This window comes from Bradyrhizobium guangdongense (assembly GCF_006483445.1).
GTDB classification, from domain to species: Bacteria; Pseudomonadota; Alphaproteobacteria; order Rhizobiales; family Xanthobacteraceae; genus Bradyrhizobium; species Bradyrhizobium guangdongense_A.
Map to the genome: position 1 here is coordinate 1 of NZ_PPPT01000100.1, position 25687 is coordinate 25687.

The following is a 25687-nucleotide window of genomic DNA, read 5'->3' on the forward strand; positions in this document are numbered from 1 at the left end:
CCCAATAGGGATCGCGCAGCTTGCGCTTGAAAATCTTTCCCGTCGCCTCGCGCGGCAGCGCGTCGAGGAACTGGATCTCCTTCGGTACCTTGAAGTTGGCGAGCCTGTCGCGCAAATACGCCTGCACGGCATTGGCCGAGAGCCTTGCCCCCGTCTCCGGCTCGATGCAGGCGCAGAGGCGCTCGCCATACTCGGTGTCGGGGATGCCGAACACCGCGCAATCGCGCACGCCGTCCATGGTGATCAGCGCGTTCTCGATCTCGGCGGGATAGATGTTGACGCCGCCCGAAATCACCATGTCGCGCTTGCGGTCGCACAGGAAGAGATAGCCGTCCTCGTCGAGATAGCCGACGTCGCCGACGCTGACGAGGCCGTCGCGGCCGGCCTCCGCGCGCGCCTCGGCCTTGCCGTGATAGTCGAAGTCCGGCACCGAGGCCTGCCGCATGTAGATCTCGCCCGGCTCGTTGACGCCACATGGCGTGCCGTCGGCGCGGAAAATCTTGACCACACCGCCTTCGATGGCGCGGCCGACGGTGCCGGGCTTTTTCAGCGCCTCGTCCGCCGAGTGCCACACGGGAATTCCGGTCTCGGTCGAGCCAAAATATTCGTTGATGACCGGTCCCCACCAGTCGATCATCGCGCGCTTGACCTCGATCGGGCAGGGCGCCGCGCCATGCACGACGAAGCGCAGCGAGGACAGGTCGTAGCGGCGCTTCACCTCGTCCGGCAACCTCAGCAGCCGCACGAACATCGTCGGCACCATGTGCATATGCGTGACGCCATGGCGTTCGATGAGCTGCAACAGGTCCTCGGGATCGAAGCGCGGCTCCAGCACGATGGTGCAGCCGCAGCGATAGGCCAGCATGCCGTAAGAGTGCGGCGCCGAATGGTACATCGGGCCGTTCATCAGCACGACCTGGTTTTCGTTCGGCTTGACGCCATAGGCGATGCCGCCGACGCGCTCGGAGGCCGCGGCCTGCTCGGGCTTCATCGGCATGCGCTTGACGCCCTTCGGCATGCCCGTGGTGCCCGAGGTGTAGAACATCGGCGCACCGCGGCGCGGCGGCTCGGTGCGTTCGGGCTGGCTGTCGCGCCAGGAATCCCAATCCGTCAGTCCGTGCGGCACTTGCGTCAGCTCGGCGGGGATGTTGAAGGCCTGCGCGATCTCCGGCGGGGTCGGCACGATCATCAACTTGAAGCCGTCAGGAAGGCCGTCGCGGATCTGCGGCAGCAGATCGGCATGGCAGACGAGACAGTCCGCGCCGCTGTCGTCGAGGATGTAGCGGACCTCGGCGGCCTTCAGATGCCAGTTGATCGGCACCACCGGGCAGCCGAGGGCGGCTGCAGCCGCCACCACCTCGAACAGCGCAAAATCGTTGCGCAGCATCATCGCGACGGGTGTGCCCTCACGGCCACCGAGCGCGGCGAAACCGCCGGCCGCCTTGCGGATGCGCGCGTGAAGGGCGGAATAGTCGATCTTGCGCTCGCCGCTGATGATCATGGGCTGTCCCTTACTTATCATCGAGGATCTCGCCGAACGGCACCCAGCTCTTGCCGTTGAAGCGACGGAGCTGCAATTGCTGGAACGGCAGATAGTCGTCCGGACCGGTCGACACGCTGATGCCGGGCAGCAGCAGCGGCAGCTTCACGTCCTTCAGCGAGGCCGCCTGCTTCAGGATGTTGTCGCGGCTGAAATCGCCGTTGCAGGCGCGCAGCACGGTCATCAGCAGCGTCGCATAGTGATAGCCGGCCGCATAGTTCGAATTGGAGAGGTCGGCGTTCGGCATGTACTGCTTCATGAAGGCAAAGTATTCCTTCACGCCGGGATCGCCTGCCCATTGCGGGTCCATCGTGTCCTTCTGGTTGCTCGACGAGATCAGGCCGACGGCATTGTCCAGCCCCGCCGGCTCCAGGAACGAGATCGAGGACGCCGAGGTCGGCACGAAGAAAAGATCCGGCTTCCAGCCGAGTTCGGCGACGCCCTTCACCATCTGCGAGGTGAACTTTCCGAGCACCACGCCGAACATGACGTTGGCGCCCGACGCCTTCAGGTTCGAAAGCTGCGAGCTGATCGTCGGCGCAGACGTCTCGTAGCTCGCTTCCGCGACGATCATGCTCGCCGCCTTGGCGCCGAGCGCGCGCTTGAAGCCTGCGACATAGTCGCGGCCAAAATCGTCGTTCTGCGACAGGATCGCGATTTTTGCGTCGGGCTTGGTCTGCAGAATGTACTTTGCGTAGACCACGCCTTCGGATTCGTAGGCGGCCATGCCGGGCATGGTCCACGGAAACTTTTGCGGCTCCGCCCATTTGGTCGCGCCCGACAGCACGAAGAGCTGCGGCACCTTCTTGGTGTTGAGATAGCGCTGCACGGCGCTGTTGGTGGCGGTGCCGAGCGAGCCGAACATCATCAGCACCTCGTCCTGCTCGACGAGTTTTCGCGTCTGCTCGACCGTCTTCGGCGGCGAGTAGCCGTCGTCGAGCGTGATGAACTTGACCTTGCGGCCATTGATGCCGCCCTCGGCGTTGACCTTCTCGAAGAAGGCTTCCTGCGTCCGTCCGATCGTGCCGAAGCCGGAGGCCGGGCCGCTATAGGGCAGGGTCTGGCCGATGCGGATCTCGTCACCATTGTCCGCGCGAATTTCGGTCGCGGCGAGCGCAACACACGCAACGCCTATCAAGGCTAAAGCCCTCATCATGCGATCCTCCAATATTGTTGTCGTTTTGTTTTTTGACGGTCAGGCGCTGACGCGCAAAAAGTTCTCGCGCGCCTGGTCGAACTCCGACTTCATGCGGGCAACCAGCTCGGCAACCGGCGGCGCGTCCTTGATCTGGCCGATGCCCTGGCCGGATCCCCAGATGTCGCGCCACGCCTTGGACTTCATGTTGCCGCCGGAGCCAAAGTTCATCCTGGTCTTGTCGGCGACCGGCAGATTGTCGGGGTCGAGGCCGGCGGCGGCGATCGAAGGTCCGAGATAATTGCCGTGCACGCCGGTGAAGAGGTTGGTGTAGACGATGTCGTGCGCGGCATGCTGCGTCAGCGCGCTCTTGTAGGCTTGGTCCGCATTGGCTTCCGCGGTCGCGATGAAGCGCGTGCCGATATAGGCGAGGTCGGCGCCGAGCGTGAGCGCAGACGCAATGCTGAAGCCGTCGCTGATCGCGCCCGAGACCAGGATCGTGCCCTTGAACCATTGCTTGACCTCGCGCACCAGCGCGAAGGGCGACAGCGTGCCGGCGTGCCCGCCGGCGCCGGCGCAAACCAGGATCAACCCGTCGACGCCCTGCTCGGCGGCTTTCCGCGCATGCTTGACGTTGATGACGTCGTGAAACACCAGCCCGCCATAGGAATGTGCGGCCTCGACGATCTCCGCCGGCGGCCGCAGCGAGGTGATGATGATGGGCGCCTTGTGCTTCACGCAGGTTTCCATGTCCTTCATCAAGCGGTCGTTGGAGGCATGGCAGATCTGGTTGACGGCGTAGGGCGCGACCTTCTTGCCGGGATTGAGCGATTTGAACTCGCCGAGCTCGTCGTTGATGCGCGTCAGCCATTCGTCGAGCTTTTCGACCGGGCGGGCGTTCAGCGCCGGGAACGAGCCGACCACGCCGGCCTTGCACTGGGCGATCACCAGCTCCGGTCCGGAGACGATGAAGAGCGGCGAGCCGACGACCGGCAGTTCGAGATTGTCTTTGAGCAGAGCGGGCAGGGCCATTGTGTCCTCCTGGAAACGGCACCCGGCATCGTGCCGGCGGCTTTGCGTTTCCTCTTGTGGGCGGGCAGGCGCGCCGGACTGGCGGTCGGGTTCCCTGCTCCTTATCGGATTTGGCGCCACTATAGGGTTGGACGGTGGCCCGCGATCGTTCAATATTGAACGGGTCGACCTTCAAATATGAACGGGGCTTCGATGTCGCTGGACTGGGATCTCTGCAAGGCCTTCGTGGCGGTGGCCGACACCGGCAGCTTCACGGCTGCGGCGCGCCGTCTGCACGCCAGCCACCCGACGCTGAGCCGCAAGATCGCGGCACTGGAGGCGCAGCTCGGCACCAAATTGCTGGTGCGCGCCGCCGATGGCCTCACCATGACCTCCGACGGACGCAAGTTTCGCGAGCATGCCGAGGCGATGGCGGCGGCTGCATTGCGTGCGGAGACCGCGGTTGCGGCCAGCGGGCGGCGGGCCCGCGGTACCGTAAAACTGTCGATCGGTGCGACGCTCGCCTCGCATTGGCTGATGCCGCGCCTTCCCGCATTTCTGCGCGCACATGACCACATTCAGCTTGAAATCATCACGCATCCGTTCCCGGCGAGCGTCTGGCGGCGGGAGGCCGACGTGGTGCTGCGGCCCGTCGACAGCGGCGAGGAAAATCTGGTCGGCCGCAAGATCGGCCGCCTTGGGACAGGTTTCTATGCCTCGCGCGACTATGCGGCTGGTCGGCATCTGCCGGAACGCCCCGGCGAGTGGAAGGGGCACAGTGTCATCGGCTTTGCCGATCAGGCCTCGAACGCGCAGCTCGCGCGCTGGAGCGATTCCGTCACCGGCCAGGGCAGGGTGGTGATGCGCTGCTCGTCGCAGGGCGACATGCTGGCTGCCGCGCGCGCCGGCATCGGCATCTCCGCGCTGTCCTGCTTCGTTGCGGAAAGCTATTCCGACCTCGTCCGCGTCGCGCCACAAAAGCTCGTCAGTATCGCCGATCTCTGGCTGCTCGCCCATCCCGACCTGGTGGAACTCCCCGCCGTCCGTGCCGTGATCGACTTCGTCGCCGCAAGCGCGCGCGCCGATCGGGCGCGATTGCGCGGTTAGGGTCTCGTGCCCCCACCTCGATCACATTCACGCACGTTCTTGCCGCGTTATGGCGATTTGCTGCAGATTTTGGCCCCATATTGCAGCCATTTGCTCGAGCCCCGCACCTTGCGCAATGATGACCTTTTAGCACTGATTTGCCCGACGGGTCAAGCATATTTTCTGAAAAAACGTATTTCGGGAGAAGCCGGAAGTCCTACTGTGCATGGGGTTGTTTTCGACCTTGTTTTTCAGCCCTTCCCGCCAATGACCCCTTCGCGCTTCTTCACGGCGCGGTAGTAGCTCCACCACAGATGCGCGGCCGCGCCGCGGAACGGGCGCCAGGGTTCGGCGAGCGGGGCCATCTGCTTTTCGGTCGGGCGCGCTTTCAGCCCGAGCCCGATGCGGATGCCCTCCTGCACGGCGAGGTCGCCGGCGGGCCAGGCGTCGCCATGGCCGAGACAGAAGAGGAGATAGACGTCCGCGGTCCACGGCCCGATGCCGGGCAGCGCGATCAGCGTGTGATGCGCGGCGTCGGCGTCTTCCTCGGCGAGCACGTCGAGGTTCAGCCGCTCGGCGGCAAGCTCGCGCGCGAGGTTCTTCAGCGTCTTGATTTTTGCAGCCGACAAGCCGAGCCGGCCGAGCCGGTCGGTGCGGGCGCGGCGGACCGCGTCATGGTCGAACGGATCGAACGCGGCCGACAGCCGTCCCCAGATCGCAGCCGCGCTCGCGGTCGAGAGCTGCTGCCCGCAGACGATGTGCGCAAGCCCCACAAAACCCGGCTCGCGCCGCCGCAGCGCCGGCATGCCCGCGACCTCGAGCACCGGTTTCAGGCGCGTATCGCGCTTCACCAGCGTGTGGACGGCCTCTTCGAGATCGGACTGGGTTTCGAGGTGGATGGTCATGGGCAAACTCGTCATGCGCGGGCTTGACCCGCGCATCCTTCTCCTATCGTAACAGAGTCAGGGAAGGTACGACGAGAAACCATGCCACCCGTTTTCCGATTTGCCCCGAGCCCGAACGGCTACCTGCATCTCGGGCACGCCTATTCGGCGCTGCGCAATGCCGATCGCGCGCGAGAGACCGGCGGGCGGTTGCTGCTGCGCATCGAGGACATCGATGCGACACGCTGCCGGCCCGAATTCGAGACCGCAATCTTCGAGGATCTCGCCTGGCTCGGCATCGCCTGGGAGAGACCAGTGCGGCGGCAGTCGGAACATCTTGCCGATTATCGCGCCGCATTGGAAAAGCTCACAGCATTTGGACTCGTCTACCCCTCTTTCGAGAGCCGTGCCGAGATCGCAAAGCTCGTCGCGGCACGTGAGGCGGGCGGAGCCTGGCTGCGCGATCCCGACGGCGCACCGCTCTATCCGGGTACAGCCAAGCAGCTTCCGCCCGCCGAGCGCGAGCGGTTGATCGCGTCGGGCGTGCCTTACGCTCTGCGGCTCGACATGGCAGCGGCCTGCCGCGAACTCCCCGCGCTCGATTGGACGGAAACGGGCGAGGGGCCTCACGGCGAGCGCGGTCAGGTCGCAGCGCGACCCGAGGCGTGGGGCGACGTGATCCTCGCGCGCAAGGAGACGCCGACCAGCTATCACCTCTCCGTCGTCGTGGATGACGCCCTGCAGGGCGTGAGCGAGGTGGTGCGCGGGCAGGACCTGTTTCAAGCCACCTCGGTGCATCGCCTGCTGCAGGAGCTGCTCGGCCTGCCGGCGCCGGCCTACCGGCACCATCCCCTGATTCGCGACGCGGCGGGGCACAAGCTCTCGAAGTCGACCCGCGCGACCGGCCTGCGCGAGCTGCGCGCTGCTGGCAGGAGCCCATCCGACATCTGTCGGCTGCTGGGATTACGTTAGTTTTCTCTGGGGTTTAGCCAAACGCCTCCGTGACTCGCCTGCCTCCGCCGTGCCATGCTCGCGCAAGCCGGGGTTCAAGGGGAAACATGGCGGCGAAAACGCGCTCCGCGCGCAGCACGCGATCGTCCAGGCGGCGACTGCCCAAAAAGCATGGGAAGACGCGGGCGGCGACGCGCGCAAAAAAGCCTGCCGGTAAGTCACCTGTCGTGGCGGCAAAGGCGCGCAAGCGCAGCGCCAAGGTCAAGACCAAGGCCAATTCGCCGGACGTGGTTCAGTTGGCGCTGGCCGCCTTCGCCCATGAGGTCCGCACCCCCCTGACCGGAATATTGGCGATCAGCGACCTGCTCGCGACGTCCGACCTCGGCGAGCGCGAGCGCCGCTGGGCCGACACCATCAAGGCCGGGGCCGAGCATCTGGCGAGCCTTGCGACCCTGTTCGTCGATGCCGCCAAAACCGCGAACGGCGTGAGCGGCCTCGGGCAGGACATGTTCGACCTGCGCGCGCTGGCGCGTGCGACCGGCGACTCGCTGGCCGGGCGTGCCGCCGCAAAAGGCCTGCAGGCCGAGATCGACATCTCGGACAAGCTTCCGGCGCTCGTGGTCGGCGACCCCGTCCGCTTGCGTGCGGCGCTGGAAAACCTGATCGACAACGCAGTGAAGTTCACCGAACGGGGCGTCGTGGCGTTCACGGCCGTGCCGTTGCGCGCAGCCAAGGGCAAGGTCGGCGCGGCGTTCTCGGTGTCCGACAGCGGCATCGGCCTCACCATGGCCGAGATCAAGCGGCTGTTTCGTCCGTTCTCCCAAGCCAACGTCACCATCGCCTCGCGCTTCGGCGGCGCCGGGCTCGGGCTTTCATCGGTCAAGCAACTGGCGCGCGCGATGGGCGGCGACATCGCGGTCGCGCCGCGGCGCGGCGGCGGCGCCACTTTCACGCTGACGGTGTCATTGACGCCGGCCAAGGCGACGCGTTCGCCGAGAGCGGCCGGGCGCGACGGTCATGCCGCGAACGGGATGGCGGGCCTGCGCGTGCTCAGCGTCGAGGACAATCCGTTCGGCCGCGTCGTGCTCAACACGATCCTGACCGAGCTCGGCCATCATGCCGAGTTCATCGGCCGCGGCGAGGATGCCGAGAACCGCCTGAGACAGGGCGCCTTCGATGCCGTGCTGATGGACATGATCCTGCCGGGCATCGACGGCGTCGAGGCGATCAGGCGCATCCGCGACATGCGCGCCCCGCTCGGCGAGATCCCGGTGATCGGCATTTCCGGCCGCGGCGAGGACGAGGCGGCCGCGCGGGCCGCCGGCGCCGACGCCTTCCTGGTCAAGCCTGTGTCTCCGCGTGCGCTAGCGACTGCGCTGCTTGAAGCGAGACGCCGTGCGGAAGCCGCGACTTGATGATCGCGGCGTTGAGCTCGCCGCCGAACACGAAGATCGCGGCGATGAAGTACAGAAACACCAGCGCGATGATCACCGAGGCCAGTCCCGCATACATCGTCACGTAGTTGTTGGCGAAGCGCGCCAGATATTGCCCGAACACCACACCCGAGATCAGCGATGCCACCATGGTGAAGACGATCCCGGGCAGGATCTGAACGAAGCCGCGTCGCCCCGCCGGCAGCCAGGCGTGCAGGATGATCAGCGCCACGACCAGCGCGCCGATGGTGATGCCGTAGCGCAGCCAGGTCAGGATGCTCTCGTTGGATTCGACGAACAGCGGGATGTGACGCCGCGCGGTCTCGATGACGAGCGGGCCGAGCACGATCAGGAACGCCATGGCGAGCGCGGTGAAGGCCGCGACCAGCGTGTAGCCGATCGATTCCAGCCGCAGCCAGTACCAGCGCCGCATCTCGACGACCGCATAGGCGCGGTTGAGCGCGACCCGCAGCGCTTCGACACCATTCGACGCGAAGTAGACTGCGAGCACCGCGCCGACCGTGAGCAGGCCTGTGCGGGTCGTGGTCAGCACGTCGTGGATTTCGCCCGAGATGCTATCGGCGACCTGCTTGGGCCAGACCTCGAGCATCAGCCCGGCGGCCTGGTCGGCGAGCTCCTTGGAGCCGAAGAAGCCGGCGAGCGCGGTCAGCACGATCAGGAACGGGAACAGCGCCATCAGCGTCGACAGCGCGATATGGCTTGCGATCGCCCAGCCGTCATCGGCCAGGAAGGTGTAGAACGCATCCATGATGACGTCGTAGATGGTGCGGATTGCCTTCACGTCATTCCTCAGCGTCGGCGGAGAGCGGAATCGACCGTTCCCGAATTTCCCCGCTACCATCTGATATTATTGGACTAAAAGCCAGATCGCGAACACGATGCCGTTCATCTCGATCGTCATTCCGGGGCGATGCGACGGGCCGCGGGAAGCGCGACCCCGAGCGTCGAGCCCGGAATCCATTTTTGCCACGCGTGATGCGGCGGGATGGATTCCGGGCTCGCGCCACAGGGCCGCTTCGCGGCGCCTGTGACGCGCCCCGGAATGACCGAGTTTGGGGAGATGGCGGACCGGTGCACACGGTGTTATCTAGCGCCAATGGCATCGCTTTTGAGTACTTTCATCCTGCCGGTGGCAGCCGGCGCCGTGGCGCTGGTGCTGCTGTTCGGTCTCGTCAACATGATGCGGGGCGGCTCGCCCAACCTCTCGCAGAAACTGATGCGGTGGCGCGTGCTGCTGCAATTCGTGGCGATCATCATTGCCATGCTCGCGGTCTGGGCGATGGGGCGCTGATCATGGTCGTGCTCAACCGTATCTATACCCGCACCGGTGACGACGGCACGACGGCGCTCGGTTCGGGCGAACGCCGGGCGAAGTACGATCTGCGGATTGAGGCCTACGGCACCGTGGACGAGACCAATGCCGCCGTTGGCGTCGTTCGTCTGTACACAAAGGACGCGCCCGAGCTCGATGCGATGCTGGGTCGGATCCAGAACGATCTGTTCGATCTCGGCGCCGACCTCGCCGTGCCCGAGCGTGAGGGCAAAGCCGAGCGGTTGCGCGTGGTGGCGAGCCAGGTGGAGCGGCTCGAGCACGAGATCGACGCGCTCAACGAAAAGCTCGCTCCCTTGACCTCGTTCGTGCTGCCCGGCGGAACTCCGGCCGCAGCCCATCTCCACGTCGCGCGTACCATTTGCCGTAGGGCGGAACGGGTGATGGTGGAACTCGCTGCCAAGCCCGACGAGCCGGTCGGCGCGGCTGGCATTCAATATATGAACCGCCTGTCGGATTTCCTGTTTGTGGCGAGCCGCGCCGCCAATCATAATGGCGCCGGCGATGTGCTGTGGGTGCCGGGCCAGAACCGCTGACCCATCCCTGGAAGGGGCAAAAAATTGCCCTTTTCGCGCGTTGACCGGGCTGGGCCGGGCCTTTAGGTTCCGCGCCAGTTGATAACCCCCCTCCCAATATAAGTGAAAGAGGATCGATGAAGGTCTTGGTGCCGGTAAAGCGGGTGGTCGATTACAACGTCAAGGTTCGCGTCAAGGGCGATGGATCGGGCGTTGAACTGGCCAACGTCAAAATGTCGATGAACCCATTCGACGAAATCGCGGTCGAGGAAGCGCTGCGCCTGAAGGAAGCCGGCAAGGCCACCGAGGTTGTCGTCGTCTCCATCGGTCCGGCGCAGGCGTCGGAAACGATCCGCACCGGTCTCGCCATGGGCGCCGATCGCGGCATCCTGGTGAAGGCCGACGGCAACGTCGAACCGCTCGCGGTCGCCAAGATCCTGAAGAAGGTTGCCGACGAAGAGCAGCCGGGCCTGATCATCCTGGGCAAGCAGGCGATCGATGACGACAGCAACCAGACTGGCCAGATGCTGGCCGCGCTGCTCGGCTGGTCGCAGGCGACCTTCGCCTCCAAGCTCGAGGTCGAAGGGTCCGACTTCAAGGTCACCCGCGAAGTCGACGGCGGTCTGCAGACCGTCAAGCTCAAGGGACCGGCGATCGTCACGACCGATCTGCGTCTCAACGAGCCGCGCTACGCCTCACTGCCGAACATCATGAAGGCGAAGAAGAAGCCGATCGCAGACAAGAGCGTCGCCGACTACGGCGTCGACGTCAGCGCACGCCTCGAAGTTCTCAAGACATCGGAACCACCGGGCCGCAAGGCGGGTGTCAAGGTCAAGGACGTCGCCGAGCTGGTGTCGAAGCTCAAGAACGAAGCCGGGGTGATCTGATGACGACGCTGCTCATTGCTGAACACGACAACGCGTCGTTGAAGGACGCCACCAACAAGGCGCTGACCGCAGCGGCTGCGTTGGGCGCCGACGTCCATGTGCTGGTCGCCGGCCAGAACGCCAAGGCGGCTGCGGACGCGGCCTCCAAGCTCGATGGCGTCAAGAAGGTTTTGCTGGCCGAAGGCGATGCTTACGCCCACGACCTCGCCGAGCCGCTCGCCGCGCTGATCGTCTCGCTGGCGGCTTCTTACGACGCCTTCGTGGCGCCCGCGACCTCGCGCTTCAAGAACGTGATGCCGCGCGTCGCCGCACTGCTCGACGTCATGCAGGTCTCGGAGATCATCAAGGTGGTCGCGCCCGACACCTATGAGCGTCCGATCTATGCCGGCAACGCCATCCAGACGGTGAAGTCGAAGGACGCCAAGAAGGTCATCACGGTCCGCACCTCGACCTTCGCTGCTGCTGGCGCTGGCGGCAGCGCGCCGGTCGAGAACGCGTCGGCTGCCGCCGATCCGGGGCTGTCGAGCTTCGTCGGCGAGGAAGTCGCCAAGAGCGACCGTCCCGAGCTGACCTCGGCAAAGATCATCGTCTCCGGCGGTCGTGCCATGCAGAGCCGCGAGAACTTTGCAAAATATATCGAGCCGCTGGCGGACAAGCTGGGTGCCGGTGTCGGCGCCTCGCGCGCGGCGGTGGACGCCGGCTATGCGCCCAACGACTGGCAGGTCGGCCAGACCGGCAAGGTCGTGGCCCCCGAGCTCTATGTCGCGGTCGGCATTTCCGGCGCGATCCAGCATCTGGCCGGCATGAAGGACTCCAAGGTGATCGTCGCGATCAACAAGGACGAGGACGCGCCGATCTTCCAGGTCGCCGATTACGGCCTGGTCGCGGACCTCTACCAGGCGGTTCCGGAGCTGACGACCGAACTCGGCAAGCTCGGTAAGTAACCACGTAAAAACACCGGCCGGATGTGTAAACTCCGGCCGGTGTTTCAATTTCGGAGCGTTTTCTTTGGCGCGGGGCACGCGGAAAGACGCTTCCAATCTAGGTTTCGGGCCAAGGTTCTGATTAAATCAGCTTTCTGATCAAATCAGACCCCCGGGCTCAATTCTTGGGCTCGAGGGGATAGGCAGGCGCGATGTGCGCGCCGTTCCGGTGGATGACAAGATGGCGGTAGTGATCAAGAAGGTCGGCGTGATCGGCGCGGGGCAGATGGGCAACGGCATCGCCCATGTCGCGGCGCTGGCCGGTTTCGACGTGGTGCTCAACGACATCTCGGCCGACCGCCTCAAGTCCGGCATGGCCACCATCAACGGCAATCTGACCCGTCAGGTCTCCAAGAAGGCTGTCAGCGAGGACGACAGGGCCAAGGCGGTCGCGCGCATCACGCTCGCCGAAAAGCTGGACGACCTCGCCGACTGCGATCTCGTGATCGAGACCGCGGTCGAAAAGGAAGAGGTCAAGCGCAAGATCTTTCACGACCTCTGCGCGGTGCTGAAGCCCGAGGCGATCGTCGCCTCGGACACCTCCTCGATCTCGATCACGCGGCTGGCCGCGGCCACCGACCGGCCCGAGCGCTTCATCGGCATTCACTTCATGAATCCGGTGCCGCTGATGGAGCTGGTCGAGCTGATCCGCGGCATCGCCACCGACGACTCCACGTTCGAGGCGTCCAAGGAGTTCGTCGGCAAGCTCGGCAAGCAGGTCGCGGTGTCAGAGGATTTCCCGGCCTTCATCGTCAACCGCATCCTGCTGCCGATGATCAACGAAGCCATCTACACGCTGTATGAAGGCGTCGGTAACGTCGAGGCGATTGATGCGGCGATGAAGCTCGGCGCGCACCATCCGATGGGCCCGCTGGAGCTTGCCGATTTCATCGGCTTGGACACCTGTCTCTCCATCATGCAGGTCCTGCATGAGGGCCTCGCCGACTCAAAATACCGGCCCTGTCCGCTGCTGGTGAAATACGTCGAGGCCGGCTGGCTCGGCCGCAAGACGCAGCGCGGCTTCTACGATTATCGCGGCGCCAAGCCGGTCCCGACACGCTGATCTCCACCTCTCGTTAACTCTTCACCCCCTAGGGTAGCCGCGTAAGAGGGTTCGCGTATGGACATGATGGCCATGGTCAGCAGCATGCTGGCCGCTCAGCAAGGCGCGCTGCAGTCGAATATTGCAGCCACGCTCACCAAGCAGAATGCGGACATGGAGAAATCCACGGTCCTGACGCTGCTCGGCGCCGGCCAGCCCTCGCTCGCCAATGTCGGCCCCGGGGTCGGCGGCAACCTCAACATCTCGGCCTGATTAGAACGACGCGGCAACCGGCTTCACCGCCGCCCGGATCAGCTTCAGGGCGTCCTCGCTCGCCCATTCGGCGGGACCGGCGATCGTTGCGATCTCGCAGCCCTGGGGGTCGACGAGCACCGAGGTCGGCATGCCCAGCGCCCGGCCTATCCCCTTAAGATCCTGGAAAACCTTGGCTTTCTGATCGTTGAAATAGCCAAGCCGGGTCAAATTGGCCTCTTTCAGGAAGTTCTTGGGCTTTTCGGGATCGCGGGTGTCGATATTGATCGCCACCACCTCGAAATTCGGCCCCGCCATCTTGGTCTGGAGCTCCTCCAGCGCCGGCATTTCCTTGCGGCAGGGCACGCACCAGGTGGCCCAGAGGTTCACCAGCAACGTTTTGCCGCGGAAGTCGGACAGCTTTTTCGGCTTGCCGTCGGCGTCCTCGAAGGCGAGGTCCGGCAGGCGCAGGGGGGCGGTGGCGGCCGTCAGGGCCGCGACCTCGCCATGGATCAGCGGTGCGATCCGTTTTGCGGTGTCGACCGCGGCCCTGCAGGCCGGATCGCCGGACGGTCCCCGGCCGAGGCCGAGCCCGTACAGCGCGGCAAAGCCGACGGCGCCGCCGATCACCACCGTGGCGATCACGAGGGGGATCCGGCGCGTGGCCGAGGGCGCGGGCGTCTGGTCGTGCATATCGTTTGTCATCCGGTCGCAGATATGGCTATCAGGGGCCTCTTAATACGGCTGGTAGCGGTCAGCAAACATGCGCAGCGACAAACAGGGCCGCAGCCAGCGATCAGCAGGGCGTGAGCAGGACATCATGAGCAACAAGATGTGGGGCGGCCGGTTCTCGGAACGTCCCGACGAGATCATGGAGGAGATCAACGTCTCCATCGACGTCGATCGTCACATGTACGCCCAGGACATTGCCGCGTCCAAAGCCCATGCCGCGATGCTTGCTGCCCAAGGCATCATCACGGCCTCTGATGCGAAAAATATCGGCAAGGGTCTAGACACGATTTTGTCAGAGATCGGCAAGGGCGACTTTGCCTTCAAGCGTTCGCTCGAAGACATCCATATGAACGTCGAGAGCCGGTTGTCGGAACTGATCGGCACCGCCGCCGGGCGCCTGCACACCGCGCGCTCGCGCAACGACCAGGTCGCGACCGATTTCCGCCTCTATGTCCGCGATGTGCTCGACGAGACCGATGCCGCGCTGGCAGCCTTCCAGCAGGCGCTGGTCGATCGCGCGCTCGAACATGCCGGTACCGTGATGCCCGGCTTCACGCATCTGCAGACCGCGCAGCCCGTGACCTTCGGCCATCATCTGCTCGCCTATGTCGAGATGGCCGCGCGCGATCGCGGCCGCTTCCAGGATGCGCGCAAGCGGCTGAACGAATCTCCGCTCGGTGCCGCGGCGCTCGCCGGCACCTCGTTTCCGATCGACCGTCACGCCACCGCAAAGGCGCTCGGTTTCGACCGTCCGATGGCGAACTCGCTCGACGCGGTCTCCGATCGCGACTTCGTGCTGGAGACGCTGTCGGCGGCATCGATCTGCGCCGTGCACATGTCGCGTTTTGCCGAGGAGATCGTGATCTGGACCTCGCCGCTGGTCGGCATGATCAGCCTCAGCGACAAGTTCACCACCGGCTCCTCGATCATGCCGCAGAAGCGCAACCCGGATGCTGCCGAGCTCGTGCGCGCAAAAACCGGTCGCGTCATCGGCGCGCTCAACGGGCTTCTGATCGTGATGAAGGGGCTGCCGCTCGCCTATCAAAAGGACATGCAGGAGGACAAGCAGGGCGCCATGGAGGGCTTTGCCGCGCTGTCGCTGGCGATCCGCGCCATGACCGGCATGGTCCGCGACCTCGTGCCTGATGCGGCCAAGATGAAGGTCGCGGCCGGCGAAGGTTATGCCACCGCGACCGATCTCGCGGACTGGCTGGTGCGGACGCTGAAAATGCCGTTCCGCGACGCTCACCACGTCACCGGCCGCATCGTCGCCAAGGCGTCGAAGGATGGTGTGGCCCTGCACGAGCTGCCGCTCGCCGCTATGCAGGAGATCGAGCCAAAAATCACCAAAGAGGTGATGGGCGTGCTCTCGGTCGAATCGTCGGTGAAGAGCCGGACGAGCTTTGGCGGCACCGCGCCAAAGAACGTCGCGGCGCAGGCCAAGGCTTGGGCCAAGCGGCTGGAAAAAGAGCGAAAATTGGGCTGAAGGTCAAAATTTCGCTTGCTGTCCGTGGCCTTCCGGCACTCGCCAGAGCGGACCAACCTCTGTATGGTGCGGCCGCGTAGTGGGGATCTCGTCGTGACGTCAAAGTTTCGCCCGGCCGGCTCGGGGTGGGCCATCATTGTCCTTAGCCTGACGGCGCTGGCGCTCGCCGGCTGCGGCCGCAAGGGGCCGCTCGACCTGCCGCCGAATGCGTCCAATGCATCGACGGCCGTGCCCGCCGCCCCAACCGACACCGAGATGGAGACCCAGCGCACGCCGAGCGTCTTCAATCCGACCTACGGTTCCGAGGCTAACCCCGCCGCTACCCGCGGCAAGAAAAAACCGTTTATCCTCGATCCGCTCCTGGACGAAAAACCCGCGCGTTAACGCGGGACAACCGAGCCAACGCCATGAACCATTTCGACTACCGCAACGGCGTGCTGCACGCCGAGGCGGTGAATCTTTCTGAGCTGGCCGCGTCAGTCGGCACGCCCTTCTATTGCTATTCGACCGCGACGCTGGAGCGGCACTACCGCGTCTTCGCCGATGCCTTCGGCAGCGAGAAGGTCGTGGTCTGCTACGCCATGAAGGCGAATTCCAACCAGTCGGTGCTGCGTACGCTGGCAAAGCTCGGTGCCGGCGCCGACGTGGTGTCGGGCGGCGAATTGAAGCGCGCGCTCGCGGCCGGCATTCCCGCCAACAAGATCCTGTTCTCGGGCGTCGGCAAGACCGAGGCAGAGCTGCGTGCTGCACTGGCCTCCGACATCCTCTGCATCAACGTCGAATCCGAGCCCGAACTCGAGCTGCTGTCGCGTCTCGCAGCCGAGACCAGCAAGACCGCGCGCATCTCCGTGCGCGTCAATCCGGACGTCGATGCCGGCACGCATGCAAAGATCTCGACCGGCAAGTCCGAGAACAAGTTCGGCATCCCGCTTGCGCACGCCCGCGAGGTCTATGCCCGCGCGGCGAAGCTGCCGGGCATCCAGGTCACCGGCACCGACGTGCATATCGGCAGCCAGATCACCGATCTCTCCAAGATGGAGATTGCGTTCCGGATCCTGTCCGAATTCGTGCAGACGCTGCGTTCCGACGGTCACAACATCAGCCATGTCGATTTCGGCGGCGGCCTCGGCATTCCCTATTACATGGACCGCGAGGCCCCGCCGGCGCCGGACGCCTACGCCGCCATGGTCAAGCGCGTCACGCACAATCTCGGCTGCACGCTGATGTTCGAGCCGGGCCGCATGATCGTCGGCAATGCCGGCATCCTGGTCGCGCGCGTGATCTATGTGAAGCACGGCGACGGCAAGAATTTCGTCATCATCGATGCCGCCATGAACGATCTGATCCGCCCGACGCTCTACGAGGCGCATCACGACATTTTGCCGGTGACGCAGGCCCCGAAGGGCGCGCCAACCATCGTGGCGGATGTCGTCGGCCCGGTCTGCGAGACCGGCGACTATCTCGCGCTCGACCGCACGCTGCCGACGCCGAAGGCCGGCGACCTCATCGCCATCATGACCGCAGGTGCCTATGGCGCGGTGCAGGCCGGTACCTACAACACGAGGCCGCTGGTTCCGGAGGTGCTGGTGAAGGGCGACCAGTACGCCGTGGTCCGCCCGCGCATCGAGGTCGAGCAGCTGATTGCGATGGATAAGCCGGCGCCGTGGTTGTGAGGGGTTAGGGGCAGCACGGACGCGCCTCCTATTCGCTGTCGTCCTGGCGAAAGCCAGGACCCATTACCCCAGGGAGTAGTTGTCCTGCGAAGCTGATAACCACGAGTCTTCGCCAAACTTCTCCCTGTGGTAATGGGTCCTGGATCAGCTCTCGCTCCGCTCGCTTGTCCAGGATGACGTGGGGAGGGAGCAACGCCCGAGAACTACTTCCCCGCCAATCCGCTCTTTGCCCCGCCCACAACGACCCCCGCCTTCTTCTCGATCGGCTTGATTGCAGCCGTGAAATCCGACTCCGCGCCTTCGTCGGCGATCACGGTCTCCCAGAGCCGCCCGACGGCGTCGGCAACTTCCATCGAGAGCCCGAGCTGCTTCATCTCCGCGAGCGCCAGGCGCACGTCCTTCACCATCAGGCCCGTGGCGAAGCCGAAGTCGAAGGTGCGCGGCAGCACCGAGCGTGGAAACTTGTCGCGGCTTGCGGTGTTCATGCCGGAGCCCGCGTTGATGACGTCGATCATCACGGCGGGGTCGAGACCGGCCTTCACGCCCATCACCACCGCTTCCGAGGTCGCGACGATCGCGGTGGCCGACAAAAAGTTGTTGGCGAGCTTCATGGTCTGCGCCGAGCCCGGCTTCTCGCCGATGAAGAACACCTTTCCGATCACGTCGAGCGCGGCCTTGATTGTCTCGAAGTCCGCTTTCGGTCCTGACACCATCACGGCGAGCGTGCCCTTCTCGGCACCGGCCACGCCGCCGGAGACGGGACTGTCGATCTGCACGATGTTGCGCTTGGCCAGCAGGCCGTGAATCTCAACGGCCTTTTGCGAGCCGACGGTCGAGAGATCGACGAAGCGTTTCACCCGCTCGCCTTCGATGACACCGTTGTTGCCGGTTGCGACCGCAAGCGAGGCCTGCAGCGAGGGCAGGCTCGCCATCACGGTTTCGACCTGGTCGGCGACGTCCTTCGGCGACGTCGCAGCCTTCGCGCCACGCGCGACCAGCTTGTCGACGACCTCTTTCCGCGTATCGAACACGACGAGCTGATGCCCCGCCTCGATCAGCCGCCGCGCCATCGGGAAACCCATGTTTCCGAGGCCGATGAATCCGATGTCCATGGTGTTTCCTTTTCTTTTTTCTTTGCGAACGGCGCCACACGCTCCTCAGTCGTCCTGGCTTTCGCCAGGACGACGGTGGAGGAAGCTCACGCCTTGCCGTCGATCTCCGCAAACACCTCGCGCGCGATGCGGAAACTGTCGACGGCGGCGGGCATGCCGCCGTAGATCGCGACCTGCATCAAGATCTCGCGGATCTCGTCGCGCGTCACGCCGTTGGTCAGCGCGCCCTTCAGATGCGCGCGGAATTCGTGCTGGCGGTTGAGGATCGCAATCATGGCGATGTTGAGCATGCTGCGGGTCTTGCGCGGCAGTTCTTCGCGGCCCCACACCGTGCCCCAGCAATATTCGTTGAGCATCTCCTGGAACGGACGGTTGAAGTCGTCGACGTTCTTCAGGGCGTTGTTGACGTAGGCCTCGCCAAGCACCGCCTTGCGGACCTCCAGCCCCTTGTCGTGCATCTTCTTGTCCATGACGTTTCCTTTTGCTCCCTTCGGGATTGTGCGCGGAAACTACGGGGTTGAAGACGGCCAGTCACGTCCTCGTGTTATGCACCGAAGGTGTGCGGGGTCCCGTACAGGAACGGATGCCTCAGGGCTGCCGTTGTGCTAGGTTGTTCTTTCGGGCAACCTGGAGAGCTGATTGAACGGCGTGACCCCTGAGCCGTCGGACCCCACCCGCAACAGTGACGCGCTGTCGCGGCTGAAGCTGACGCAGGCCCTCAAGCGGGCGACATACGCAATTGCCTGGGAGCGCGCCTGGCCCCATCTGGCGCGCTTTTTGACCGTTGTCGGGCTGTTTCTGGTGGTATCCTGGGCGGGCCTCTGGCTGGCGCTGCCCTTCGTCGCCCGCGCCATCGGGCTCATGGTTTTCGCGGCGCTTGCCGCCGCCTCCCTGTTCCCCCTGATTCGCTTCCGCTGGCCGAGCCGTGAGCAGGGCCTCGGTAGGCTCGACCGTGGTTCCGGCATCAGCCACCGCCCGGCCACGACGCTGACGGACACGCTGACCACGCAGGACCCGGTCGCTCAGGCGCTGTGGCAGGCGCAGCGTGAGCGCACGCTCGCTTCGCTGAAGCGCATCCGTGCCGGATTGCCGCACCCGCGGCTTGCGCTGACCGATCCCTGGGCGTTGCGCGCGCTGGTCATGGTGATGTTGGCCGCGACCTTCTTCGCCGCCGGCGACGAGCGCGCGATGCGCCTCGGGGCCGCCTTCGACTGGAATGGCGTGCTGGCGCCGACCAATATCCGTGTCGATGCCTGGGTGACGCCGCCGCTCTACACGGCGAAACCGCCGGTCATCCTGTCGGCCGCCAACAAGGAGGCCGCAGCGCTTCCAGCCAGCGGCCCGCTCGCGGTTCCCTCGGGCTCGACGCTGATCATCCGCTCCTCCGGCGGCAATCTCGACATCGTGACCTCCGGCAGCATCAAGGAAATCGCTCCCGCTGAGCAGGCGCCCAAGGGCACCAACGAGAAGCATTTTGCGATCACCGGCGACGGCACCGCGCATGTTCGCGCGCCCTCCGGCCAGCCGCAGTGGAAGTTCACGGCGACGCCGGATCGTCCGCCGACGATCGCGCTCGTCAAGGATCCCGAGCGCCAGGCCCGCGGCGCACTGCAACTGTCTTACAAGATCGAGGACGATTACGGCGTGACTGGCGCGGAAGCGCAGTTCGCGGTGCGTGCTCCCGAGCCGATCAAGGGGACCGAGAAGGGCACCGAGGAATCGAAATATGCGCCGCGGCCGCTGTTCCAGCCGCCGCAGTTCACGCTCACGCTGCCCAATGCCCGCACCCGCAACGGCGTCGGCCAGACGGTGAAGGATCTCAGCGAAGATCCCTATGCCGGTGCCGATGTCACGCTCACCCTCACGGCCAAGGACGAGGCCGGCAACGAGGGTAAGAGCGAACCGGCCTATATGCGTCTGCCGGAGCGCCTCTTCACAAAGCCGCTGGCGCGCGCGCTGATCGAGCAACGCCGCATCCTCGCGCTCGATGCCAACAAGAACTCCGAGGTCTTTACCGCGCTCGATGCGCTGATGATCGCGCCTGAACTGTTCACGCCGGAGACCGGGCATTATCTCGGCCTGCACAGCGTGGCGCGCCAGCTCGAGGCCGCCCGCACCGACGACGCGCTGCGCGAGGTCGTCGCCAGCCTGTGGGCGCTCGCCGTCACGATCGAGGACGGCAATATCAGCGACGTCGACAAGGCGCTGCGCGCGGCGCAGGACGCGCTCAAGCAGGCGCTCGATCGCAATGCGAGCGACGAGGAGATCAAGAAGCTGACGCAGGACCTGCGCCAGGCGATGGAAAACTTCATGCGCCAGCTCGCCGAGCAGCAGCGCAACAATCCGCAGCAACTCGCTCGTCCGCTCGATCCCAACACGAAAATCCTGCGGCAGCAGGATCTGCAGAACATGATCGACCGCATGGAGCGCCTGTCGCGTTCCGGCGACAAGGACGCGGCCAAGCAATTGCTCGACCAGCTCCAGCAGATGCTGGAGGGCCTGCAGATGGCGCAGCCGGGACAATCCGGCGATAGCGACATGGAGCAGGCGCTCAACGAGCTCGGCGACATGATCCGCAAGCAGCAGCAATTGCGCGACAAGACCTACAAGCAAGGCCAGGACTCCCGCCGCGACCGCATGCGCGGCAAGCAGCAGGGCCAGGGCGACCAGTCGATGTCCGACCTGCAACAGGACCAGCAGGGCCTGCGCGACCGCTTGAAGAAGCTGCAGGACGAGCTCGCCAAGCGCGGCTTGGCGCAGAAGGGTCAGAAGGGTCAAAAAGGCCAGCAGGGCGAGCAGGGTCAAAAAGGTCAGAAGGGCCAGCAGGGTCAGCAAGGCCAGGGCGGCGATGACGATGGCGACCAGGGTGACGATGACGGTGGTCTCGATACCGCCGACAACGCCATGGGCGACGCCGGCTCCAAGCTCGGCGACGGCAATGCCGACGGTGCCGTGGACTCGCAGGGCAAGGCGCTCGATGCGCTGCGCAAGGGCGCGCAGAAGATGGCCGAGGCGATGCAGCAGGGCGATGGCGACGGCCAGGGCGACGGCCCCGGCCAGCGTGCCGGCCGCCAGCAGAGCGGCGGTGACAAGACGGATCCGCTCGGGCGTCCGCTGCGTGGCCACGAATATGGCGACGACTACACGGTCAAGATCCCCGGCGAGATCGACGTCCAGCGCGTGCGCCGCATCCTCGAAGAACTCCGCCGTCGCTTGGGCGATTCCGCGCGGCCGCAGATCGAGCTCGATTATCTCGAGCGGCTGCTGAAGGATTTCTAGGGCTACGGGCCTGCGAATGCGCCCGCTAACCCTTCCTCGCCGCCAGCGCGTCGGCTACCGCCGTGCGGATATCAGCCACCGAAAACGGCTTCGTGACGACGTCATGCACCAGCGCGTTCAAATTGGACGCGCGCTCGCGTTGGTCGGCAAAACCGGTCATCAGCAAAATGGTGAGATCAGGAAAATCGCGCGCAACCGACAGCGCCAGCGCGATGCCGTCCATGACGGGCATCTGGATGTCGGTGAGCAGGAGATCGAACTTGCCCTCCTCGCGCGTCAAAATCTCCAGCGCCTCGGCGCCGTCCTGCGCGGTCACGGTCAGATGGCCGTCCATCGCGATCGCGCGCGCCACGAGCTGGCGCATCGAATCCTCGTCGTCGGCGATCAGGACTCTTGACATCGGTCTGTTCCCGAGCGGAACTTTGTGGATGAGCAGCTTATGCGTTGCCGCCGGCCAAGTCGCGCCGGTTGAAGAAGCGGATATCGATATTGCGGCCTTCCGGGGGCGGTGACGCGAGGCGCGACTTGAAATAGGCGCGCTCGCCGGGGTGCAGCACGGTCTGTTCCAGCACCGCATTCCAGGCATAGATCTCCGCGCCCTGCGCGTCGCGGACCGAGAAGCGCAGGCGGGGAATGTCGAGCGACTTCCTGGTCTCGCCGACGATCACGCCCTCGATCACCAGCACCTGCTTGCCGTCGACGTTTTCGGCCGTGACCTTGACGTCCTTGAAGGCGAGGCCGCGCAGATTCACGTTGAAGCCGACCATCTTGTAGAAGGCCGCCGTTTGGGGCAGCAGCCGCACCATGTCGGCGCGCCAGAATATCAGCGCCACGATCAGCGCGCCCATGGCAGCGCAGGCGGTCGGCAGACCAACGTAGGATTTACGCGGAGCGGCGGAGACGGGGCGGGCGCGGCCGGCTCGCCGGTGGAACAATCTCTGGAACCAGGACTGGTGGGCGGACTGGCTGGCCTCATCTTCCATCCGGTTCACTTCGGACCAGTCGTCCTCGGTGGATTTTGCTTCTTCCGGCCAGTCGCTGGCGATCGACGGGCTCTCGACCACGGGCGTGTCGGCGGCGCCATCATCCTTGGCGTAGGTATCCCATTGCGCCGCGAGGTCGGACTGGTCGTCGGCCTGGCTCGCCGCCGCCATGGCCGGCGCCTGGGCTGCCTTCACCTCCTCGATGGCGTCCTCGGGCCGCGCCATCCAGGTTTCCTTGCAGCGGGAGCAGCGCACGGTCCGGCCATTGGCCCCCAGGCTCGAGAGCTTGATGGCGTAGGATGTCGTACAATGGGGGCAGACAATGTGCATGGACGAGCCTCGGCGGTGACCCGGGCACGCGGGACAGGCGCGCAAATCCGGGCACGTCGGATGCTACAAGGCGACCGTTAACGAATCGGAAACCATAACGGCCGCACAACCCTGTTGCGTGTGGCGGACCGCCGCGGCGCGCGGCCAGCGCGCCCCCTGTCGAACGGAGCTGAACTTGGTTCGGTTCGAAAATGTCGGATTGCGTTACGGTCTGGGGCCGGAGATTCTGCGCGACCTGAGCTTCCAGATCCCGGCGCATTCCTTCCAGTTTCTCACCGGCCCTTCCGGCGCCGGCAAGACGTCGCTGCTGCGCCTTCTGTTCCTGTCGCATCGCCCGACGCGCGGCCTGGTCAACCTGTTCGGTCATGACGTCTCGCTGCTCGGCAAGGACGAGATCGCGGATTTGCGCAAGCGCATCGGCATCGTGCTGCAGGACTTTCGGCTGCTCGACCACATGACGACCTATGAGAACGTGGCCCTTCCCTTTCGAGTCATGGGCCGCAGCGAATCGAGTTACCGCAAGGAGGTCATCGATCTCCTGAAATGGGTCGGGCTCGGCGAGCGCATGGATGCGCTGCCGCCAATTCTCTCGGGTGGCGAGAAGCAGCGCGCCGCGATCGCGCGTGCGGTGATATCGCGACCGCAGCTCCTGCTCGCGGACGAGCCGACGGGCAGCGTCGACCCGACGCTGGGACGGCGGCTCTTGCGTCTCTTCATCGAGCTCAACAAGTCAGGCACCGCCGTCATCATCGCGACCCACGACATCGCGCTGATGGACCAGTACGAGGCACGGCGCTTCGTGCTGCACCAGGGACGGCTGCACGTCTATGAGTAAGACCGACGAGCGCGGTGTCTTCGTCGACCTCGGACAGGAACGTCCGCAGGTGCCGGCGAAGGCGCGCAACATGTCGCCGATCGTGCCGCGTGCCTCGATCCAGGGCCGCGCGCTGGTCGCGGTTGTTGCGATCATGACGTTCCTGGCGTCCATGACCACGGGCACGGTGCTCTTGGTCAGCGCGTCGGCCGCCGAATGGCAGTCGGACGTCGCCAGCGAAATCACCATCCAGGTCCGCCCGCAGGCCGGGCGCGACGTCGATCGCGACGCGGCCGCGGTCACGGAGGCGATGCGTGCGCAGGCCGGGATCGTCGAGGTCAAGCCGTTCTCCAAGGATGAATCCGGCAAGCTGCTGGAGCCGTGGCTCGGCACGGGTTTGTCGATGGACGATCTGCCGGTGCCCCGCATGATCATCGCGCGGGTGCAGCCGGGCACGTCTCTCGATCTCGCGAGCCTGCGCGCAAAGGTGGTGCAGGTTGCGCCCAGCGCGAGCGTCGACGATCACCGAGCCTGGATCGAGCGCATGCGCTCGATGACCAACGCGACCGTGCTCGCCGGCCTCGGCATCTTGGGGCTCGTGATCATCGCCACCATCATCTCGGTGTCGTTTGCGACGCGTGGCGCGATGGCGGCCAACCGTCCGATCGTCGAGGTCCTGCATTTCGTCGGCGCCGGCGACCGCTACATCGCCAACCGCTTCTTGCGCCACTTCCTGCGCCTCGGGCTCGAGGGCGGCGTGATCGGCGGCGGCATCGCCATGCTGGTGTTCGGCTTCTCGGAGTCGATCGCCGGCTGGTTCTCGGGCACGCCGGTCGGCGACCAGTTCGCCGCGCTGCTCGGCACCTTCTCGCTGCGGCCCTCCGGCTATGTCGTGCTGGCGGTGCAAGCCGTGCTGATCGGCGCCATCACGGCAGTGGCGTCACGCCAGACACTGTTCGCGACGTTGAATGACATCGACTAACGGCGGTGTGGATCCGGCAAACCGGACTCCACTTCGCCCAAAAATATCCTAAAATCGCCAAGGGAAGGGACCACCGACATCGCATGAGTGCACGGACCGACGAAACCTCGGAAAAATTGCCGCGCGGATGGCTGCGCGCGACCATCGTTTCGACGGTGGCGCTGGCGTTCGTCGGTGCGGCCGCTGGTTTTGTCGCGTTCCTGTCGCAGCTCCGGGGTGCGGAAATGGCACCGGACCGCAAGGCCGACGGCATCGTGGTCCTGACCGGCGGCTCCTCGCGGGTGTCTGATGCGATGGAGTTGCTGGCGGCCGGCTACGGCCGGCGGCTGCTGATCTCGGGCGTGCACCCGACCTCGACGGCGAGCGACATTTCCCGCACGCTGCCGGAGAACCAGTCCTTCATGCGCTGCTGCGTCGATCTCGACCGTTTTGCGGTTTCGACCCGCGGCAACGCGCTGGAGACGCGGCGCTGGGCCCATGAGCGCGGCTTCAAGTCGCTGATCGTGGTGACCTCGAACTACCACATGCCGCGCGCGATCGTGGAATTCTCGCACGCGATGCCCGACATGACGCTGATCCCGTTCGCGGTCGTCGGAGACAAATGGCGCGAGGAACCGTGGTGGACCTCGGGCTCGACGTTCCGGCTGCTGCTGTCGGAATACGTCAAATATATTGCGGCCGAGCTGCGCACCCGGCTCGAGGATTTCGGGATTGACGTCGCACCCGAGATGTCGGAACAGCCGGCGGGCACGCAGCCAAAGCGGCCCGCCACCGCTCAGGCCAATTGATCGGGTTTCTTGATGCTTTTCCTGCGCTCGCTGCTGTTCAACGTGCTGTTCTACGCCGTGCTGGTGTGCCTGGCGATCGTGGCGATCCCAACCTTTTTGCTGCCACCGCGGGCGATGATGACGGTGGCAAAGTGGTGGGCGAACGCAACGCTGTTTTTGATGCGCGTGATCTGCAACATCAAGGTCGAATTCCGTGGGCTCGAGAAAATCCCGCCGGGGCCGCTGGTGATCGTGGCAAAACACCAGTCGTTCTGGGAAACCTTTGTGCTGCCGCAGTTCTTCGACCGACCGATCTTCATCCTCAAGCGCCAGCTCATGCAGATCCCGGTGTTCGGCCAGTTCCTGGTCAAGACCGGCATGATCGCGATCGATCGCAAGGCCGGCGTGAAGGCGCTGCTGGACATGACGCGGCGGGCGCGCGAGGCGGTGCGCGCGGGC

The 25687-nt window shown here is 65.2% G+C and carries 27 protein-coding genes; 17 read left to right on the plus strand and 10 right to left on the minus strand.

Features of this window, described 5'->3' with window-relative positions; all coding sequences use genetic code 11:
• The 3 genes from C2U70_RS14550 to C2U70_RS14560 all read right to left on the minus strand — a co-directional run.
• Positions 1 to 1501, minus strand: a 1501-nt coding sequence (locus C2U70_RS14550; protein ID WP_140978913.1) for an acyl-CoA synthetase, incomplete at its 3' end; no start/stop codon positions are given.
• A 10-nt stretch (positions 1502 to 1511) separates the two neighbouring features.
• On the minus strand, positions 1512 to 2696 hold the full coding sequence (locus tag C2U70_RS14555) for an ABC transporter substrate-binding protein (protein ID WP_186294265.1): 1185 nt from the start codon (positions 2694 to 2696) through the stop codon (positions 1512 to 1514).
• Between the two features lie 39 nt (positions 2697 to 2735).
• On the minus strand, positions 2736 to 3707 hold the full coding sequence (locus tag C2U70_RS14560; RefSeq protein ID WP_140978915.1) for an NAD(P)H-dependent flavin oxidoreductase: 972 nt from the start codon (positions 3705 to 3707) through the stop codon (positions 2736 to 2738).
• Positions 3708 to 3905: 198 nt separating this feature from the next.
• Between C2U70_RS14560 and C2U70_RS14565 the strand changes: the two genes are divergently transcribed.
• Positions 3906 to 4793 carry a LysR family transcriptional regulator gene (locus C2U70_RS14565; protein ID WP_140978963.1) on the plus strand — a complete coding sequence of 296 codons (888 nt, stop codon included), beginning with the start codon at positions 3906 to 3908 and terminating at the stop codon, positions 4791 to 4793.
• A 230-nt stretch (positions 4794 to 5023) separates the two neighbouring features.
• On the opposite strand, the gene C2U70_RS14570 is transcribed toward C2U70_RS14565, so the two are convergent.
• Positions 5024 to 5677, minus strand: a complete 654-nt coding sequence (locus C2U70_RS14570; RefSeq protein ID WP_140978917.1) for a DNA-3-methyladenine glycosylase family protein — start codon at positions 5675 to 5677, stop codon at positions 5024 to 5026.
• Positions 5678 to 5758: 81 nt separating this feature from the next.
• Here C2U70_RS14570 and gluQRS point away from each other — a divergent pair, with 81 nt between their 5' ends.
• A complete protein-coding gene (gluQRS, locus tag C2U70_RS14575) occupies positions 5759 to 6628 on the plus strand; it encodes a tRNA glutamyl-Q(34) synthetase GluQRS (protein WP_140978919.1) in 870 nt (289 codons plus the stop codon).
• 86 nt (positions 6629 to 6714) lie between these two features.
• Positions 6715 to 8022, plus strand: coding sequence for an ATP-binding protein (locus C2U70_RS14580; RefSeq protein ID WP_140978921.1), 1308 nt, complete (start codon positions 6715 to 6717; stop codon positions 8020 to 8022).
• Here the strand turns inward: C2U70_RS14580 and C2U70_RS14585 are convergent.
• Entirely contained in the window at positions 7949 to 8842 is an 894-nt protein-coding gene (locus C2U70_RS14585) for a YihY/virulence factor BrkB family protein (RefSeq protein ID WP_140978923.1), read from the minus strand. The genes C2U70_RS14580 and C2U70_RS14585 overlap by 74 nt on opposite strands.
• A 315-nt stretch (positions 8843 to 9157) precedes the next feature.
• Between C2U70_RS14585 and C2U70_RS14590 the strand changes: the two genes are divergently transcribed.
• The 6 genes from C2U70_RS14590 to C2U70_RS14615 all read left to right on the plus strand — a co-directional run bounded on the left by C2U70_RS14590 (position 9158) and on the right by C2U70_RS14615 (position 13091).
• Positions 9158 to 9352 (plus strand): twin transmembrane helix small protein, encoded by a 195-nt coding sequence (locus C2U70_RS14590; RefSeq protein ID WP_140978925.1) that lies wholly within the window; start codon positions 9158 to 9160, stop codon positions 9350 to 9352.
• Between the two features lie 2 nt (positions 9353 to 9354).
• Positions 9355 to 9927 carry a cob(I)yrinic acid a,c-diamide adenosyltransferase gene (locus C2U70_RS14595; RefSeq protein WP_140978927.1) on the plus strand — a complete coding sequence of 191 codons (573 nt, stop codon included), beginning with the start codon at positions 9355 to 9357 and terminating at the stop codon, positions 9925 to 9927.
• Between the two features lie 116 nt (positions 9928 to 10043).
• Positions 10044 to 10793 (plus strand): electron transfer flavoprotein subunit beta/FixA family protein, encoded by a 750-nt coding sequence (locus C2U70_RS14600; protein ID WP_140978929.1) that lies wholly within the window; start codon positions 10044 to 10046, stop codon positions 10791 to 10793.
• Positions 10793 to 11737: an electron transfer flavoprotein subunit alpha/FixB family protein gene (locus C2U70_RS14605; protein ID WP_140978931.1), complete on the plus strand. Its 945-nt coding sequence runs from the start codon at positions 10793 to 10795 to the stop codon at positions 11735 to 11737. The genes C2U70_RS14600 and C2U70_RS14605 overlap by 1 nt, the downstream gene beginning before the upstream one ends.
• A 220-nt stretch (positions 11738 to 11957) precedes the next feature.
• Positions 11958 to 12839 (plus strand): 3-hydroxybutyryl-CoA dehydrogenase, encoded by an 882-nt coding sequence (locus C2U70_RS14610; protein WP_140978933.1) that lies wholly within the window; start codon positions 11958 to 11960, stop codon positions 12837 to 12839.
• Positions 12840 to 12896: 57 nt separating this feature from the next.
• The gene (locus C2U70_RS14615; RefSeq protein WP_140978935.1) at positions 12897 to 13091 is read left to right on the plus strand and encodes a hypothetical protein; all 195 of its coding nucleotides are present in this window, start codon (positions 12897 to 12899) and stop codon (positions 13089 to 13091) included.
• Here the strand turns inward: C2U70_RS14615 and tlpA are convergent, their stop codons facing one another.
• The gene (gene tlpA / locus C2U70_RS14620; protein ID WP_433960678.1) at positions 13092 to 13775 is read right to left on the minus strand and encodes a thiol:disulfide interchange protein TlpA; all 684 of its coding nucleotides are present in this window, start codon (positions 13773 to 13775) and stop codon (positions 13092 to 13094) included. It lies immediately after the preceding gene.
• A gap of 115 nt (positions 13776 to 13890) precedes the next feature.
• Between tlpA and argH the strand changes: the two genes are divergently transcribed.
• The 3 genes from argH to lysA all read left to right on the plus strand — a co-directional run bounded on the left by argH (position 13891) and on the right by lysA (position 16961).
• Positions 13891 to 15288 carry an argininosuccinate lyase gene (argH, locus tag C2U70_RS14625; protein ID WP_140978939.1) on the plus strand — a complete coding sequence of 466 codons (1398 nt, stop codon included), beginning with the start codon at positions 13891 to 13893 and terminating at the stop codon, positions 15286 to 15288.
• A 93-nt stretch (positions 15289 to 15381) separates the two neighbouring features.
• Positions 15382 to 15672, plus strand: a complete 291-nt coding sequence (gene lptM / locus C2U70_RS14630) for an LPS translocon maturation chaperone LptM (RefSeq protein ID WP_140978941.1) — start codon at positions 15382 to 15384, stop codon at positions 15670 to 15672.
• Between the two features lie 23 nt (positions 15673 to 15695).
• Positions 15696 to 16961: a diaminopimelate decarboxylase gene (lysA, locus tag C2U70_RS14635; RefSeq protein WP_140978943.1), complete on the plus strand. Its 1266-nt coding sequence runs from the start codon at positions 15696 to 15698 to the stop codon at positions 16959 to 16961.
• A gap of 203 nt (positions 16962 to 17164) precedes the next feature.
• On the opposite strand, the gene C2U70_RS14640 is transcribed toward lysA, so the two are convergent.
• Positions 17165 to 18073 carry an NAD(P)-dependent oxidoreductase gene (locus tag C2U70_RS14640; protein WP_140978945.1) on the minus strand — a complete coding sequence of 303 codons (909 nt, stop codon included), beginning with the start codon at positions 18071 to 18073 and terminating at the stop codon, positions 17165 to 17167.
• A gap of 86 nt (positions 18074 to 18159) precedes the next feature.
• A complete protein-coding gene (locus C2U70_RS14645) occupies positions 18160 to 18543 on the minus strand; it encodes a carboxymuconolactone decarboxylase family protein (RefSeq protein ID WP_008567285.1) in 384 nt (127 codons plus the stop codon).
• Positions 18544 to 18712: 169 nt separating this feature from the next.
• Here C2U70_RS14645 and C2U70_RS14650 point away from each other — a divergent pair, with 169 nt between their 5' ends.
• Positions 18713 to 21352, plus strand: coding sequence for a TIGR02302 family protein (locus tag C2U70_RS14650; RefSeq protein WP_140978947.1), 2640 nt, complete (start codon positions 18713 to 18715; stop codon positions 21350 to 21352).
• Positions 21353 to 21377: 25 nt separating this feature from the next.
• On the opposite strand, the gene C2U70_RS14655 is transcribed toward C2U70_RS14650, so the two are convergent.
• Together C2U70_RS14655 and C2U70_RS14660 are read right to left on the minus strand one after the other, a co-directional pair.
• Complete coding sequence (locus C2U70_RS14655) at positions 21378 to 21752, minus strand: response regulator (protein ID WP_140978949.1); 375 nt, start codon at positions 21750 to 21752, stop codon at positions 21378 to 21380.
• 37 nt (positions 21753 to 21789) lie between these two features.
• Positions 21790 to 22665 carry an MJ0042-type zinc finger domain-containing protein gene (locus tag C2U70_RS14660; protein WP_140978951.1) on the minus strand — a complete coding sequence of 292 codons (876 nt, stop codon included), beginning with the start codon at positions 22663 to 22665 and terminating at the stop codon, positions 21790 to 21792.
• Positions 22666 to 22840: 175 nt separating this feature from the next.
• Here C2U70_RS14660 and ftsE point away from each other — a divergent pair, with 175 nt between their 5' ends.
• The 4 genes from ftsE to C2U70_RS14680 form a co-directional block, all read left to right on the plus strand.
• Entirely contained in the window at positions 22841 to 23500 is a 660-nt protein-coding gene (ftsE, locus tag C2U70_RS14665) for a cell division ATP-binding protein FtsE (protein WP_140978953.1), read from the plus strand.
• Positions 23493 to 24461: a cell division protein FtsX gene (locus tag C2U70_RS14670; protein ID WP_140978955.1), complete on the plus strand. Its 969-nt coding sequence runs from the start codon at positions 23493 to 23495 to the stop codon at positions 24459 to 24461. Before ftsE ends, C2U70_RS14670 begins: the two co-directional genes overlap by 8 nt.
• Before the next feature lie 83 nt (positions 24462 to 24544).
• The gene (locus C2U70_RS14675; RefSeq protein ID WP_140978957.1) at positions 24545 to 25249 is read left to right on the plus strand and encodes a YdcF family protein; all 705 of its coding nucleotides are present in this window, start codon (positions 24545 to 24547) and stop codon (positions 25247 to 25249) included.
• Positions 25250 to 25261: 12 nt separating this feature from the next.
• On the plus strand, positions 25262 to 25687 hold a 426-nt coding region (locus tag C2U70_RS14680; protein ID WP_140978959.1), incomplete at its 3' end, for a lysophospholipid acyltransferase family protein.

Bases quoted from the DNA above. Each gene is read 5' to 3' on its own strand.
- C2U70_RS14555 (WP_186294265.1), bottom strand. From the start codon at position 2,696: ATGATGAGGGCTTTAGCCTTGATAGGCGTTGCGTGTGTTGCGCTCGCC.
- C2U70_RS14560 (WP_140978915.1), bottom strand. From the start codon at position 3,707: ATGGCCCTGCCCGCTCTGCTCAAAGACAATCTCGAACTGCCGGTCGTC.
- C2U70_RS14570 (WP_140978917.1), bottom strand. From the start codon at position 5,677: ATGACCATCCACCTCGAAACCCAGTCCGATCTCGAAGAGGCCGTCCAC.
- gluQRS (WP_140978919.1), top strand. From the start codon at position 5,759: ATGCCACCCGTTTTCCGATTTGCCCCGAGCCCGAACGGCTACCTGCAT.
- C2U70_RS14580 (WP_140978921.1), top strand. From the start codon at position 6,715: ATGGCGGCGAAAACGCGCTCCGCGCGCAGCACGCGATCGTCCAGGCGG.
- C2U70_RS14590 (WP_140978925.1), top strand. From the start codon at position 9,158: ATGGCATCGCTTTTGAGTACTTTCATCCTGCCGGTGGCAGCCGGCGCC.
- C2U70_RS14595 (WP_140978927.1), top strand. From the start codon at position 9,355: ATGGTCGTGCTCAACCGTATCTATACCCGCACCGGTGACGACGGCACG.
- C2U70_RS14600 (WP_140978929.1), top strand. From the start codon at position 10,044: ATGAAGGTCTTGGTGCCGGTAAAGCGGGTGGTCGATTACAACGTCAAG.
- C2U70_RS14605 (WP_140978931.1), top strand. From the start codon at position 10,793: ATGACGACGCTGCTCATTGCTGAACACGACAACGCGTCGTTGAAGGAC.
- C2U70_RS14610 (WP_140978933.1), top strand. From the start codon at position 11,958: ATGGCGGTAGTGATCAAGAAGGTCGGCGTGATCGGCGCGGGGCAGATG.
- C2U70_RS14615 (WP_140978935.1), top strand. From the start codon at position 12,897: ATGGACATGATGGCCATGGTCAGCAGCATGCTGGCCGCTCAGCAAGGC.
- tlpA (WP_433960678.1), bottom strand. From the start codon at position 13,775: ATGACAAACGATATGCACGACCAGACGCCCGCGCCCTCGGCCACGCGC.
- argH (WP_140978939.1), top strand. From the start codon at position 13,891: ATGAGCAACAAGATGTGGGGCGGCCGGTTCTCGGAACGTCCCGACGAG.
- lysA (WP_140978943.1), top strand. From the start codon at position 15,696: ATGAACCATTTCGACTACCGCAACGGCGTGCTGCACGCCGAGGCGGTG.
- C2U70_RS14640 (WP_140978945.1), bottom strand. From the start codon at position 18,073: ATGGACATCGGATTCATCGGCCTCGGAAACATGGGTTTCCCGATGGCG.
- C2U70_RS14645 (WP_008567285.1), bottom strand. From the start codon at position 18,543: ATGGACAAGAAGATGCACGACAAGGGGCTGGAGGTCCGCAAGGCGGTG.
- C2U70_RS14655 (WP_140978949.1), bottom strand. From the start codon at position 21,752: ATGTCAAGAGTCCTGATCGCCGACGACGAGGATTCGATGCGCCAGCTC.
- C2U70_RS14660 (WP_140978951.1), bottom strand. From the start codon at position 22,665: ATGCACATTGTCTGCCCCCATTGTACGACATCCTACGCCATCAAGCTC.
- C2U70_RS14670 (WP_140978955.1), top strand. From the start codon at position 23,493: ATGAGTAAGACCGACGAGCGCGGTGTCTTCGTCGACCTCGGACAGGAA.
- C2U70_RS14675 (WP_140978957.1), top strand. From the start codon at position 24,545: ATGAGTGCACGGACCGACGAAACCTCGGAAAAATTGCCGCGCGGATGG.